Below are 13,839 nucleotides of genomic sequence, written 5' to 3'. Positions count from 1 at the left end.
TAAAAAAGATAGACCATAAAAAAGCCGCCTATTTATAAATAAGCGGCTTTTATGATAAAGTTTAGGCTGGCAAATTAGTTATGAAGCGCGTTGCCTTTGGTGGTATCTACCGTGACTTTGGTGGGGCTGATTGGGGCAGGAGCGCTAACCAGTGCCGCTTTTAACACCTCGTCAATGGTCGATACTGGCTGAATGGTCAATCCTGCTTTGACGTTGTCCGGAATGTCCGCCAAGTCGCGCTCATTGCTTGCTGGGATCAAGACGTGCTTGATACCACCGCGATGGGCGGCAAGAAGCTTCTCTTTCAACCCGCCAATGCGCAGGATTTTACCGCGAAGGGTAATTTCCCCTGTCATGGCAATATCAGGTCGGATGGCAATTCCAGTTAATGCCGATACCAACGCCGTCGTTAGCGCGCCACCGGCTGATGGACCATCTTTTGGCGTTGCACCCTCTGGCATATGAACGTGAATGTCGGTATTTTTGATGGTTTCGTAATCGATACCGAGTAAATCCCCGCGAGCGCGAACCACGCTCATGGCAGCGCGAATCGACTCTTTCATCACATCGCCAAGAGAGCCTGTGAAAATCAGCTCGCCTTTGCCTTTCATTGCCGCTGCTTCAATGGTCAATAGCTCGCCGCCAACTTGCGTCCAAGCAAGACCGGTGACGCGACCGATTTCTGGCTCTTTTTCTGCCAAGCCGTAGTCGAACTGATGAACGCCTAGATAGTCATCAATGTTGTTGTCGTCAACAGTGACAAGGTTACGCTCGTCTTTTTTCGGAGTTCGCGCGCCGTGTGATTCGACCGACTCGCGGACGACTTTTCGGCAGATTTTATTGATTTCGCGCTCAAGGTTTCGAACGCCAGCTTCACGAGTGTAGCTGCGAACGATGCTGTGCAGCGCGGCATCAACGATTTCAATCTCGCCGTCTTTGAGCCCATTTTGCTTCACTGCTTTTGGTACAAGGTACTTTTGAGCGATATTGATTTTTTCTTCTTCGGTGTAACCCGGAAGGCGAATCACTTCCATCCGGTCAAGCAGCGCGGGCGGAATGTCCATGCTGTTGGCGGTACAGATAAACATCACTTGCGACAAGTCCAAGTCCATGTCTAAATAATGGTCGTTAAAGCTGTCGTTTTGCGATGGGTCAAGCACCTCAAGTAGCGCTGACGCGGGGTCACCGCGGAAGTCTTGCGCCATTTTATCGACTTCGTCTAATAAAAATAGCGGGTTTTTGACTTCAACTTTTGCCAATGACTGAACGATTTTACCGGGCATCGCGCCAATATAAGTACGTCTGTGACCACGGATTTCAGCTTCATCGCGGACGCCGCCCAATGCCATCCGTACAAATTTACGGCCGGTTGCGCGAGCAATGGACTCCCCAAGCGAGGTTTTACCTACCCCTGGCGGGCCAACGAGGCACAAAATAGGGCCGCGAAGTTTTTTCACCCGTGACTGAACCGCTAAATATTCCAAAATGCGGTCTTTCACATCTTGCAAGCCGTAATGGTCTTCATCCAAGATGGTTTTGGCTTTATCAAGGTTGATCGACACTTTGCTTGCCGCGTTCCAAGGCGTGTCCAAAATCCACTCGATATAGTTACGGACAACGGACGACTCAGAAGAGGCAGGCGGCATCATTTTGAGCTTTTTAAACTCTTGCTCGGCTTTTTTGCGAACGTCTTCTGGCAAATCAGCCTCAGCCAAGCGCTGCTCAAGTTCAGCAGTATCATCTTCCGCATCAAACGCGCCGTTATGAAGGTCTGAAAGCTCATTTTTAATGGCTTTCATTTTTTCATTTAAAAAATACTCGCGCTGATTGTCTTCCATTTGCTGACGGACAGCGTCTTGAATGTCTTGTTCGATATTTTGCTCTGCGCTTTGTTTGACCAAATACTCAGTCAAGGTATTGATATGCGCTTTTAAATCGTCCTCTTCCAAAAACGATTGCTTGATATCTAAATCCATCGACACGCGCGTTGAGATAAAATACACAAGCTCGAGCAAATCATCAATGCGTTTGGCAACGCGAATTAGCTCACGGGCATTGCGCAGGCGTGCGTCGGCATAGCTTTCAAATAAGCTAATCAGCGCTTTGATGGTGTTTTTTTGTTGGCGCTCGTCCATCTCGACGTTCAAATCGGCACGATCAAAGCTTGCCATTAGCACGTCATCATGGTCTTCTAAGCTATCAACGCGGGCGCGGTATTCGCCCTCAATCAATACCTTGATGCAGTTGTCATCGCTGTCGTGCGGCATGGTGCTGACAATTCGGCAAACTGTGCCAAACTTATAAAGGTTATCTTGGTCGATGTCTTCGGTTAAAGAGTCTTTTTGCGCGACCACCAGCACCTTACTATCGTATTCGGCTTGCGCAAGCTCAACGGCTTTCACCGACGGCGCGCGACCAACGAACAGCGCAATTTGCATGTGCGGATAGACGACAACGTCACGAAGGGCTAAAAGGGGGAGGTAATTCTCAGGCTTATCGGTAGCTTTGGTGCTGTCAAGCGCCTCATCATCGATGTCAATGTTGATGTTGTCAATATTATATTCATTCATATATTTTCCTCGTTAACCAGACTTGTCAAGTCAAGTTCGTGGTTCATGTTCCCTAAATGGTGCTGCGATAAAAAATTGCAAGGCTTAAGCTTGGGTTAATAACAAATAGTTGGTTATAAAAAATGATGTCGCTTAGCCCTTAAGTTATAAGGATTTGCGTAGATTTATTGAAAAATAAGCGCTGTAAAAATTCCCGATGATACCAAAAAATCAGGTAAACTTGCGCCCGACTGTTTCAGGCTTTGCTTAAAAAACAGTAAGCGTAACGAAAAAAGTGATTTAAAAAAGTAAAAGGCGCTTGGGCGAGCGTCTGCTAGCTAGGCGTTGAAAAATTTGGGAGAAGTTATGACCATCAATGCAGTATTGGTTGCGGTGGTGATTATGCTTGGACTGTCATTGGCTCGGGTTCACGTGGTATTAAGCTTGCTGATTGGGGCGATGGCAGGCGGGCTGATTGCAGGGCTTGGCATGAGCGCCACCCTTGATGCGTTTAGCGAAGGCATTAAAAACGGCGCGCAAATTGCATTGTCTTATGCGCTTCTTGGGGCGTTTGCGGTGGCAATTGCCCATTCAGGATTGCCGCAAGCGCTTGCAGGTGGCGTCGTTCGGCGCATTGAAGCGGGCGGCACGAGCCTGATGATTAAATACGGCTTGTTTTCAGGGCTGGTGCTCATGAGCTGCTTTAGCCAAAATTTAATCCCCATTCACATTGCCTTTATTCCGCTGCTCGTGCCGCCGTTACTGCTTGCCTTTAATAAAATGCAGGTGGACAGGCGATTGGTTGCTTGCTTGATGACCTTTGGTTTGGTCACCACGTATATGTTTATCCCGTATGGCTTTGGCGATATTTATCTCAACCAAATCATGCTTAAAAACGTTGGTGAGGCGGGGATTGATATAGCAAACATTTCTGTCACTCATGCGATGGCAATTCCGGCGCTTGGCATGGTGACAGGGCTGTTAACTGCCGTTTTTATCAGCTACCGAAAGCCGCGCCATTATGCGCAGTTGGCAATTGATGAAGCCGCCGAACAAGCCGCCATTGATAACGATCCATTAAGCCAAACTGCCAAAAATGCACCCAAGCAGCCGCTATTTAAAACCCTTGTTGCCATTGCCGCGCTGATTACTGCTTTTGTTGTTCAGCTGCTGACCGACTCGCTGATTTTAGGCTCGATGTTTGGCTTTGGCGTATTTATGGCAACCGGCGTGGTCAAATGGCACGAAGCCGATACCGTATTTAACGATGGCATCAAATTGATGGCGATGATTGGTTTTATCATGATTACCGCGCAAGGCTTTGCTGAGGTGATGAAAGCAACCGAGCAAATTCAGCCGCTGGTCGATGGGGCGGCGGCGTTGTTTTCTGGCAATAAAGCGATGGCAGCGTTTGTCATGCTGCTCATTGGTTTGATTGTAACGATGGGGATTGGCTCGTCGTTTTCGACCATTCCAATTTTGGCGGCGATTTATGTTCCGCTTTGTATTTCCTTAGGATTTTCGCCGCTTGCCACAGTGGCAATTGTTGGCACGGCAGGCGCGCTTGGTGATGCCGGGTCGCCGGCGTCCGATTCAACCCTTGGACCCACCTCAGGGCTGAACATCGACGGTCAGCATGACCATATTAAAGACAGCGTTATTCCGACCTTTATTCACTATAATATTCCGCTATTGATATTTGGTTGGGTGGCGGCGATGGTGCTTTAGTCAGACCAAGCTTTGCTCTAACGCTTTAGTTTCTTTAACAATATGCGTTATAAAAAACAGCTCAAGGTAAATTGCGGCAAAAGCGCTGTATTCTACGGAACCCTTTATACAATCATAAAAAATTAACGCTACGGAAGCAGACAATAACGTAAGCAAAATGTAAAAAGCAACTATCGACAACTTTAAAAACTTTTTACTGGATATAAATAACAGTTGCGTTGTTTCTTCTGTCATGGGTGATGACGATAATAAGTGATGGTCATAGTTACGTTTTTTCTTTTACTCAATCTCTCTGTAGCCCATAACAATGAATACCGTACAACTAATCAGTAAGTGTAAGAGCATGATAAAACTTCTAGACTCGTTATATTCCCAAAAGTTAATCGCAAATAGGGCAACCGCTAGCCAAAAAACTAGTGACAAGGTTAACACGTAAAATGATTTGGTTTTTTTAAGAGTGTGGGTTAGCACCATAATGCCTTATTATGAACAATAATAATTATCGTTTATAATAAGGTTTTTTTTATTTTCAAACAATAGTTCTTTAAAATAATTTATTTTATAAGTCATCATTATCTTTAAAGGCTTCAATTTCAATATTTAATTCCGTTAAAAACGCATCACTTTGCGCCAATAGTTCATGCAACCGTTTTTCATTGATTAAGCTTGCAAGCTCCTTAGAATCAAAAGTTTGCTCATGGCTATAATAGAGCAGCTCATAGTCCGCTTTTTCTAGCTCTTGCAAATGCTGTTCAACATTTTCTGCGCTAGAGTGCTTATCTAAAGATTTTTTATTCATCAAAACCACCTCAAACTACTTGGCGAAATCACCCCATCAAGCGGCACGTCCCAAGGCGCGCGAACCAAGGTTGCCGTTCGCTGAAAGTCATAGCACCAACCGATTTTTAACGGTCTTTTGGCTCGAGCGCGGTAACTTTTTGCCAAAGTTGTGTCATAAAATCCGCCGCCCATTCCCATTCGCGTGCCAAAGCTATCGACAGCCGTCAGTGGACAAAATATCACGTCAAGCTCATCTGCCCAAAGTAGCCTGCGATGATGGTTTTGCTTCATGCCAAGGTTATGAATTCTGGTGGGAATAGTGATAAGTTTATGCTGATAAATCGGCACAAATCGTAGCCGTTTGTCGTGTTGACCAAGCGAGCCGACTACAGGCAAATAGGGTGAAAACTGCATCTTTAAACACCAATCCAAAATTGGCTGCGTTGGTAACTCCCCAAAGCCATCATAATACAGCCCGATTTTGGCGCGGTTTGGCAGGCGGGCATTTAATTTATTCAGATAAACGCGAGCTTGATTGGCAAATTGCCTGCGCTCTTGAACAGTTAATTTTCGGCGCTGCCTTGTAAAATAACGCCGTGGTGGATTGCTCATGAGCGCTTCTTGAATATCAGCATCATTGTTAATAGAAGAAGTTATGGTTTTATTGTTAGTCATTATCGCGCCTTTGAAAACTTTGCTTAAATATTAACGCCACGTTTTGCAAAAATTTCAGGATTAATTGTAAGTTTTACGATACGATAGTTATCGTTATAGCTATAAAAAGCATTTTTGAATGGCAACGTTATTTGTGATAACTCATGTTATCATAGCAAAGCGGTGGTGATTCAACATTAAAAGCCGTAAAAAGACGAAGGTTTAATCACGCAATTTTTTGAACATTATCAAAAAAAGAGGACTGTTATGTCGACAAATAATCAGGCAACCCGAACCGAAAAAGACACGATGGGCAACGTGGAAGTGCCTGCGGACGCATACTGGGGCGCGCAAACTCAGCGTAGCCGCGAAAACTTTAAAATCGGCGGCGAAACGCTACCGCGACCAATGATTGAGGCAATGGCGTTGGTCAAAAAAGCAGCGGCAATCACCAATGCAAGCTTGGGTCGCATTGACGATGATAAGCGCGATTTGATCGTAAAGGCGGCGGATGAAGTCATCAATGGCGGCTTGACCGACCAGTTTCCGCTTGTGGTTTGGCAGACCGGTTCAGGAACGCAGTCCAACATGAACATGAATGAGGTGCTTGCCAACCGCGCCAACGAAATCGCTGGCAATGCTCGCGGCAGCTATCAGCCGATTCACCCAAACGACCACGTCAACCACGCGCAATCGACCAATGACAGCTTCCCAACCGCGATTCGCGTTGCAGCAGCGCGTCAAATCAACAGCTTACTGATTCCGGCGGTAAAAGCGCTTCGCGATACGCTCGATAGCAAAGCGAATGAATTTAGCGACATCGTCAAAATCGGTCGAACTCACTTGCAAGACGCCACACCATTGACTTTGGGTCAAGAGTTTAGCGGCTATGTCAGTCAGCTTGACCATGCGCTGATTCGCATTGATAACGCGCTGCAAGGGCTTTATGAGTTGCCGCTTGGTGGTACTGCCGTTGGCACAGGGCTGAACGCGCATCCCGATTACGCGGTAAAAGCGGCTGAACAATTGGCAACTTTGACCGAGTTGCCGTTTGTCACTGCGCCCAACAAATTTGAAGCGCTTGCCGCTCGTGATGCTGAAGTGTTTGCCTCCGGCGCGCTAAAAACTTTGGCAGCAAGTTTAAACAAAATCGCTAACGACATCCGCTGGCTTGCCTCAGGACCTCGCTGCGGTATTGGCGAGATTAAAATCCCTGAAAATGAGCCAGGATCGTCCATCATGCCGGGCAAAGTCAACCCAACTCAGTCCGAAGCCATGACCATGGTGGTTGCGCAAGTGCTTGGCAATGACACCGCCATCAACGTTGCGGGCGCTTCAGGCAATTTTGAATTGAACGTCTTTAAGCCCGTGATTGCTTACAATCTGCTGCAATCCATCAAACTGCTAGGCGATGCTTGCAATAGCTTTAATGAGCATTGCGCGGTCGGCATTGAGCCAGTTAAAGAAAAAATTGACCACTATTTGCACAATTCACTCATGCTGGTGACCGCGCTAAACCGTCATGTGGGCTATGAAAATGCCGCTAAAATCGCCAAAACCGCATATAAAGAAAACAAAACGTTAAAACAAGTCGCGGTTGAGCTTGAGTTATTAACCGAAGCTGAATTTGATGAGTGGGTGAAACCGGAGGAGATGGTTCATCCGTCGTAGGTTTGGTTTTGTTTTAATAAAAAACCTTGTCATGAATTGTGGCAAGGTTTTTTGTTTACTTTTCGATGTTAATACTGTCTTTTTACATTCTTGTAGCTATTTATTATACTGATAATATAGACTATATCCTTAATTTTGCTACTTTATTTAATAAGGCAAACAATGGCTTCCAATAAAAATCAACATTATGTGCCTCAGTGCTATTTAAAAAAATTTTCTACATCAAGTGAATCAAAAGCAGCAATTTGTCTTTATAATTTAGATAGGAAAAAGCTAATAAAAAATGCTCCTATAAAAAATCAATGTTCAAAGAACTACTTTTACGGAGAAGATCTTGTTATAGAAAAAGCCTTACAGGAAATTGAAGGAATTTTCTCAGAAATAGTCCGTAATCTTGAAAGTAAAAATCACGTACTGTTAGATGAAGAAAAAACATTTCTTAAAATATTTTAGCTTATTCAGTTTACAAGAACTGAAGAATTTTCTAATACTATTATGGAGTCAGTTGAAAAAGATATAAAAACATTATTTTCTATTGATTTAAAAATGAACTCTAAAGAAGTTGTTCGTAAGTCAATGCAGTCAATTTTAAAGAAGATATACTTAGTCGATGACTTAAAAGTTTGTATTTTGAAGAACAATACAAGAACTAATTTCATAACTTCAGATCATCCAGCAGTACTTACGAATAAGTGGTATTTTTTTAATAGAAAAGTACGCTTTAGATCTTTTGGTATTCAATCAGCAGGTGCTCTATTTATTTTACCTCTTACTCCTAAATTCCTTATGTTAGCCTATGATAAAGATGTATATAGTATCTCTAACAGTGGAGGGTGGGTTCAGATTAAAAACACATATGATATAGATGCATTTAATTATTTCCAGTTATTAAATTGTCAAGCTAACATATACACAGCAAATCCTGATAGCTTTGAATATTTGGAGAGACTTCATAATACTGTGGCTTATTCAAAATCTTTACAAGGTCATAAAACAGAGTTTTATATTTCAGATAATCAGTCCGGCAGGATAATAGATGAGAATCGAATTAATATTTCTGATATCAAAGTCAATCAAAAATTTCTAAAGGTTTCTCAACCTGTTTATGTTGCACCACCATTATGGTCTAGAATAATAAACTGGAATTTTAAAGGATTTATAATGACGAATGACAAAAATGATGACTTCGTTCGCCAATCTATAATAAAAAAGTCTAGAAAAAATGATTTCTATAAAGTGCCAATCCGTAAAAATTAGTAAAGATAGTTTTTCTTAAAAATTAGATTAAGATAAAGCACTCTGAATTATTAAAATTCTAACCTATAAATTAAACTCATTTGTATGTAAAAAAAGCCAAGCAGACGCTTAGCTTTTTCAAATCAAATTTCTGCAAGAGATCTTAAAACTTATAAAGCAATCCAATCGCCGTATTCGCCTCTATCCGTGAGTCCACCATCGGGCTGCCATAAAGGTCATTAGGCAAATAGTGCAAACTTTGGCTAGCAAATCCTGCCCATTTATCATTGATGTCATAATTGGCGCTGACGCTGACATACGGATTCACGCTTGGGCTTGGCTGATACGCGGCAACCCCTGAACGCGCGGATTCATCAGCGCTTACGCCATAATAATACTCATTGTAATTTCTATCGTGCCACTCAAAGCCTGCGCTTGGGTACACGGTCAGCTTGTCTTTGCTGACTTTGGCAAGGTAGGTGAGCCTGCCAAGACTGCCATCATTGCGACCTAGCACATCGGTGGCAAGCTGAGCGCGAAAGCCACCAACCGGCGTCAGTCGTAAATACGTCAATCCTGCCGCCGCCGACCATTTACGCTTATCAAGCTTGGATAAATCGCCATTGGCATCGTCAGGGTCAAACTCGCTTCCGGCAAGCTCCGTATACGCGGACAGCTGATTGCTGCCATCATTGATCAAATAAACGCCCGCTTGTGAGCCGCGAGCATAGATTTTATTGTTGTCGTAAAATATACCGGGCAGAACACGAACGTCCGTGCTGTCGGTATCATAAGCGCTTTTGTTAATCAGCACGTTGGCGCCAATGCTAAGCTCGGCATTCTTATCAACCGGAACGTTATCAAATTCAAAGGCTTGCGCGCTCATGGCAAAAACGGCAGTGCTTAACACTAAAAGGGGCACTTTTTTTTGGTTTGCAAAGGTTAAAATAGTCATTGTCGATGCTCGCAAAATATAAAAATAATTAAGATCATAGCGCCATCATACCACCAAAAGATGTCAATTTATCATGGTAAGCGCGGCAATAATTTGCTGATGAATGCTTTGCCACCAACCAAAAAATCCCAGACAAATGAGTGCAATCACTGCCCAAGGCAAATATTGCCAAGGGCTGACTTTTGATTTATGGCTGTCGGTAGGTGAGGGGTAATAGGTGATTTTACTGACGGGATCGAAATAAGCGCTAGGGATTGGCGGATCAAATTTATAAGCTAAAGCAAACGCAGCGGCAATAATAATTCCGGTAATCGCGCCGCCAATGTGACCGGCGTTATCAATCCCCGGAACGGCAAAACCATAAACCAAGTTGATTGCCATAATGATGATTAAACTTTTTAAATTAAGCTGTAAGCCATTTATCGAGATTTTAAACAGGGCAATGATAAGGAGCGCCGCGCCAATCCCCATGATACCGCCTGACGCCCCTGCTGAAATCCCCGGCTGAGCGCCCGATTCCAAAATAGCATCCCAAGTAACTTGGCTGTTGAGTAAATTACCACCGATTGCCGCGAGTAAAAACAGTGCCAAAAACTTAGCCGACCCCAATATCGGTTCGGCAACTTGACCAAAAAAATACATGGCAAAGCTGTTAAATAATAGGTGCATCAAGCCAATATGCAAAAAAGCGCTCGTCACCAAGCGCCAAGGCTCACCGCCCATAGTAAAAGGCAGTGCGTTTGCGCCCCAATGCAATAGCGCTTCGGTGGTTGGCTCATTGGCATCCACGCCGCTATAAACTTGAAAGGCAAATAGCCCCACAAAGCTGATGAGCAAAAGTGTAGTTACAGGCGCTGTTTTTAGTAAGTGTTGAACCGTCATAAGTCATCGTGGTTAGGATAAAAAGACAGTATAACGGTTCAAGATGGGATTATGAAATGGAAGTGTGAAGCGTATGGTTTAAAAAAAGCTACCAATTAATGGGCGTGACAAACGGCGGCGCAGATTTTAAATGCTCAAACGTGCCTTTGACCAAAATGTCTTGATTGACCTCATTGATGTCGGTATGACCACAAAATGCCATAGTAATATCGCATTCATTATAAATCAGCTCAAGCGCTCGGCGAACGCCATCTTCACCAAACGCGCCAAGACCATATAAAAACGCCCGACCGATCATCGTGCCACTTGCGCCCATGGCGATGGCTTTGAGCACATCTTGACCGGATCTGATACCGCTATCAAGCCAAACTTCTATATGGCTATTTTCAGCGCGAACGGCTTGAACGATGTCGGACAGCGCCGCAATGGAGGAGGGCGCGCCGTCCAATTGCCGACCGCCGTGGTTCGACACAATTAGCGCATCCGCGCCAACTTTTGCGGCTAAAATGGCGTCTTCAGGTTCCATAATGCCTTTGATAATCAGCTTTCCGCCCCACAAGTCTCTAATCCGCGCCACATCATCCCAACTAAGCGCTGGATCAAATTGCTCCGCTGTCCAAGCCGACAATGAGGACAAATCTTCAACGTCTTTGGCGTGACCGACGATGTTGCCAAACGTCCGCCGCTTCGTGCCAAGCATATTAAAGCACCATTCAGGCTTGGTCATGAGGTTAAGCATATTTGCAATCGTGGGCTTTGGTGGCGCGGACAGCCCATTTTTAATATCTTTATGACGCTGACCCAATACTTGCAAATCCGCGGTCAAAATCAGCGCCGAGCAATTGGCAGCTTGAGCGCGGCGGATCAGATTTGCCATAAATTCTTTATCGCGCATCACATAAAGCTGAAACCAAAACGGCGCACTGGTATGAGCTGCGACGTCTTCAATTGAGCAAATGCTCATGGTTGATAATGAAAATGGCACGCCAAACTTTTCAGCGGCGCGAGCAGCATGAATTTCGCCATCCGCCCACATCATTCCGGTAAATCCGGTCGGCGCAATGGCAACGGGCATATTCACTGGTGTGCCAAGCATGTTGGTCGCAAGTGAGCGCCCCTCCATGTTGACCATCACCCGCTGACGCAGCTTGATTTTGTCAAAATCGGTTTCATTGTTGCGATATGTCGTCTGCGTCCACGATCCTGAATCGACATAGTCATAAAACATTCGCGGCAACTTGCGCTGGGCAATTCGCCGTAGGTCTTCGATCTCGGTAATGGTGCTGAGTTTCATGCTTGCAGACTCCTGAATTTTTATGAAGAAAACGCCTTGATATTCTCAATATTTAAACCACTTACTACTATTATATCAAGGCGCTATTTATCAATTTACTCGGTTTTGCTCAGCTATTTTAACAGAAGCCGCGGCGTTTTTAGACATCATTGCCATGATGCCAAAAAAGGCAATGGGCCAAATCACTGCCAAAATCCACCACCAAAGCTGCCCAAAGATGAGTCCCATACCAATCAGTCCGGCTTGAATCACATAATAGGTCATGGCAAGCAGCGTTTTTCGGATGACATAACCTTCTTTATCCATAAGACCAACGACCGCGCAAGCTGCCACCACGTTATGAACCGAGATCATATTTCCCGCCGCGCCACCAACGGCTTGCAGCGCCACCACTTGACCGGCAAGGTTGCCATCAAGACCAATTTGGGTTGCCGTTGACCACTGAAAATAGGCAAACATCATGTTGCTGACCGTATTTGATCCCGCAATAAACGCACCCATTGCACCAATCCAAGGCGAAATCATGGGCCACGCATTTTGAAACGCACCCGCCGCACTTTCTGCAAGTAAAATCGGCATGGCAGGAAGCGCGTTTGCCACGTCCGCCGCTGACCCTGAATTGATAAATACCTGAACCATCGGCACGGAAAATAGTAATGCAGGCGCAGCTGCTACCATCGTTACAGCTGAATTGCGCCAGCTGCGTTTCACCATAGCGCCGTTCATATTGAACAGTAAAATGCAAATTAATGAGGTGACGATCAAAATCGTTCCGGGAGAATACGCCAGCTGAATATTGCTTGAAATCGTCGTTCCAAACAAATTTTTAAAGCCAAAGCTGGTTAAATCGCCCGTTAAAAAGGCTTTTAGTGGGGCAATGGTTCGCGTTAAAATCAATAGCGCAATGACGATTAAATAGGGCGAAAACGCACGAATTAATGAAAATTTTGGCGCAACGGTATCGTCAAATTTTTCTTCGGTAAGCGTTCCCAGCCAATCTTTATCCCAAGACGCTCTTGGCGCAAAATGAAAGATATCTTTTGGCATTAAAAAGCCGCGCTTAGCTGCGGGCAGAACAATCATCAAGCCAATAAAGCCGCCAACTAACGAGGGGAATTCAGGACCTAAATACTTTGCGACCAAATAATAAGGAATGGTAAAGCTCAGTCCTGCAAAAATGGCAAATGGCCAAACTTTTAGCCCTTCAATAAACGAGCGTTTTTCACCAAAAAAGCGCGTCAAAAAAGCGCTTAAAATGAGTGGAATTAAAAACCCAACGACGGCATGAATCAGACCGATGTTGGCGGTGATTTGCAATAAATAGTTTTCAGGAGATAACGGCGCAATTGCTTGCGCAATGTCCGGTTTGTCATTGATCCCTGTCCAAACCCCAAGCAAAACGGGCGTGCCAACCGCGCCAAACGATACCGGCGTTGATTGAATAATCAATACCGCCATCACGCAAGCCATCGCAGGAAAGCCAAGCGCAAGCAGTAGCGGCGCGCCAATCGCGGAGGGCGTCCCAAATCCTGATGAGCCTTCCACCATCGAACAAAACAACCACGCCACGATAATCGCTTGGATGCGCCGATCAGGGGAGATGTCCATAAACCCTTTTCGGATAGCAACAATGGCGCCGCCTTCTTTTAAGGTGTTCAGCAGTAAAATCGCCGCAAAAACGATAAACAGTAGGGTGAGCGCAACAATAATGCCGTTTACGGTCGCTGCTGCCACTTGAGCGCCGCTGGCATGCCAAACAAACAGCGCCAAAAGTGCGGTCACAAGGTAAGCTACGCCCATCGAAATTTTAGCGGGAAGCCGTAAAATGACAAGTAACACAAGAACTACGAGAATGGGCGCGAGCGCCAAAAATACATACATAATAAACCATCCTTGTTATTATAAGCGGTAATGCCCTTGGAATAAAATAACAAGACTAGGATCAATTTTCTAGGAAAATGTTGACCTTATTTATCCTTGTTACCGTTATTCATCTGTTCTCTTGATTAAATAGTTTTGAGACTTTTAATTCAATATGAATCATCATCGATAAGTTATTGTTCACTCCTTTAAAAAACAGTTAAAGACAA

At 44.7% G+C, this 13,839-nt stretch carries 9 protein-coding genes and 1 pseudogene; 3 read left to right on the top strand and 7 right to left on the bottom strand.

Annotation, left to right across the window (positions count from 1 at the left end; all coding sequences use genetic code 11):
* Window positions 1-74: 74 nt before the first annotated feature.
* Complete coding sequence (lon, locus tag HF322_RS08515; protein ID WP_169392975.1) at window positions 75-2,570, bottom strand: endopeptidase La; 2,496 nt, start codon at window positions 2,568-2,570, stop codon at window positions 75-77.
* Between the two features lie 345 nt (window positions 2,571-2,915).
* Between lon and HF322_RS08510 the strand changes: the two genes are divergently transcribed.
* On the top strand, window positions 2,916-4,277 hold the full coding sequence (locus HF322_RS08510; RefSeq protein WP_169392974.1) for a Na+/H+ antiporter family protein: 1,362 nt from the start codon (window positions 2,916-2,918) through the stop codon (window positions 4,275-4,277).
* Between the two features lie 559 nt (window positions 4,278-4,836).
* Here HF322_RS08510 and HF322_RS08505 read toward each other — a convergent pair.
* Together HF322_RS08505 and HF322_RS08500 are read right to left on the bottom strand one after the other, a co-directional pair.
* Window positions 4,837-5,076 (bottom strand): hypothetical protein, encoded by a 240-nt coding sequence (locus tag HF322_RS08505; protein ID WP_169392973.1) that lies wholly within the window; start codon window positions 5,074-5,076, stop codon window positions 4,837-4,839.
* Window positions 5,076-5,732 carry a 5-formyltetrahydrofolate cyclo-ligase gene (locus HF322_RS08500; protein ID WP_223193243.1) on the bottom strand — a complete coding sequence of 219 codons (657 nt, stop codon included), beginning with the start codon at window positions 5,730-5,732 and terminating at the stop codon, window positions 5,076-5,078. The genes HF322_RS08505 and HF322_RS08500 overlap by 1 nt, the downstream gene beginning before the upstream one ends.
* 246 nt (window positions 5,733-5,978) lie before the next feature.
* Between HF322_RS08500 and fumC the strand changes: the two genes are divergently transcribed.
* Together fumC and HF322_RS08485 are read left to right on the top strand one after the other, a co-directional pair.
* A complete protein-coding gene (gene fumC / locus HF322_RS08495) occupies window positions 5,979-7,382 on the top strand; it encodes a class II fumarate hydratase (protein ID WP_169392972.1) in 1,404 nt (467 codons plus the stop codon).
* Between the two features lie 162 nt (window positions 7,383-7,544).
* Window positions 7,545-8,639 (top strand): annotated as a pseudogene (locus tag HF322_RS08485) (DUF4238 domain-containing protein).
* Between the two features lie 142 nt (window positions 8,640-8,781).
* Here HF322_RS08485 and HF322_RS08480 read toward each other — a convergent pair.
* The 4 genes from HF322_RS08480 to HF322_RS08465 all read right to left on the bottom strand — a co-directional run bounded on the left by HF322_RS08480 (window position 8,782) and on the right by HF322_RS08465 (window position 13,630).
* Window positions 8,782-9,573, bottom strand: coding sequence for a MipA/OmpV family protein (locus HF322_RS08480; RefSeq protein WP_169392969.1), 792 nt, complete (start codon window positions 9,571-9,573; stop codon window positions 8,782-8,784).
* A gap of 63 nt (window positions 9,574-9,636) precedes the next feature.
* Window positions 9,637-10,455 carry a rhomboid family intramembrane serine protease gene (locus HF322_RS08475; protein ID WP_169392968.1) on the bottom strand — a complete coding sequence of 273 codons (819 nt, stop codon included), beginning with the start codon at window positions 10,453-10,455 and terminating at the stop codon, window positions 9,637-9,639.
* A gap of 88 nt (window positions 10,456-10,543) precedes the next feature.
* Window positions 10,544-11,749 (bottom strand): alpha-hydroxy acid oxidase, encoded by a 1,206-nt coding sequence (locus HF322_RS08470; RefSeq protein ID WP_169392967.1) that lies wholly within the window; start codon window positions 11,747-11,749, stop codon window positions 10,544-10,546.
* A 90-nt stretch (window positions 11,750-11,839) separates the two neighbouring features.
* Window positions 11,840-13,630, bottom strand: coding sequence for an L-lactate permease (locus HF322_RS08465; RefSeq protein ID WP_169392966.1), 1,791 nt, complete (start codon window positions 13,628-13,630; stop codon window positions 11,840-11,842).
* Between the last annotated feature and the right edge of the window lie 209 nt (window positions 13,631-13,839).

It is taken from the genome of Psychrobacter sp. MF31, assembly GCF_012847335.1.
Taxonomy (GTDB): Bacteria; Pseudomonadota; Gammaproteobacteria; order Pseudomonadales; family Moraxellaceae; genus Psychrobacter.
The sequence above is the reverse complement of the archived record's forward strand: the minus strand, read 5'-3'. Positions and strand labels throughout refer to the sequence as shown.

Bases quoted from the DNA above. Each gene is read 5' to 3' on its own strand.
- lon (WP_169392975.1), bottom strand. From the start codon at position 2,570: ATGAATGAATATAATATTGACAACATCAACATTGACATCGATGATGAG.
- HF322_RS08510 (WP_169392974.1), top strand. From the start codon at position 2,916: ATGACCATCAATGCAGTATTGGTTGCGGTGGTGATTATGCTTGGACTG.
- HF322_RS08505 (WP_169392973.1), bottom strand. From the start codon at position 5,076: ATGAATAAAAAATCTTTAGATAAGCACTCTAGCGCAGAAAATGTTGAA.
- HF322_RS08500 (WP_223193243.1), bottom strand. From the start codon at position 5,732: ATGACTAACAATAAAACCATAACTTCTTCTATTAACAATGATGCTGAT.
- fumC (WP_169392972.1), top strand. From the start codon at position 5,979: ATGTCGACAAATAATCAGGCAACCCGAACCGAAAAAGACACGATGGGC.
- HF322_RS08480 (WP_169392969.1), bottom strand. From the start codon at position 9,573: ATGACTATTTTAACCTTTGCAAACCAAAAAAAAGTGCCCCTTTTAGTG.
- HF322_RS08475 (WP_169392968.1), bottom strand. From the start codon at position 10,455: ATGACGGTTCAACACTTACTAAAAACAGCGCCTGTAACTACACTTTTG.
- HF322_RS08470 (WP_169392967.1), bottom strand. From the start codon at position 11,749: ATGAAACTCAGCACCATTACCGAGATCGAAGACCTACGGCGAATTGCC.
- HF322_RS08465 (WP_169392966.1), bottom strand. From the start codon at position 13,630: ATGTATGTATTTTTGGCGCTCGCGCCCATTCTCGTAGTTCTTGTGTTA.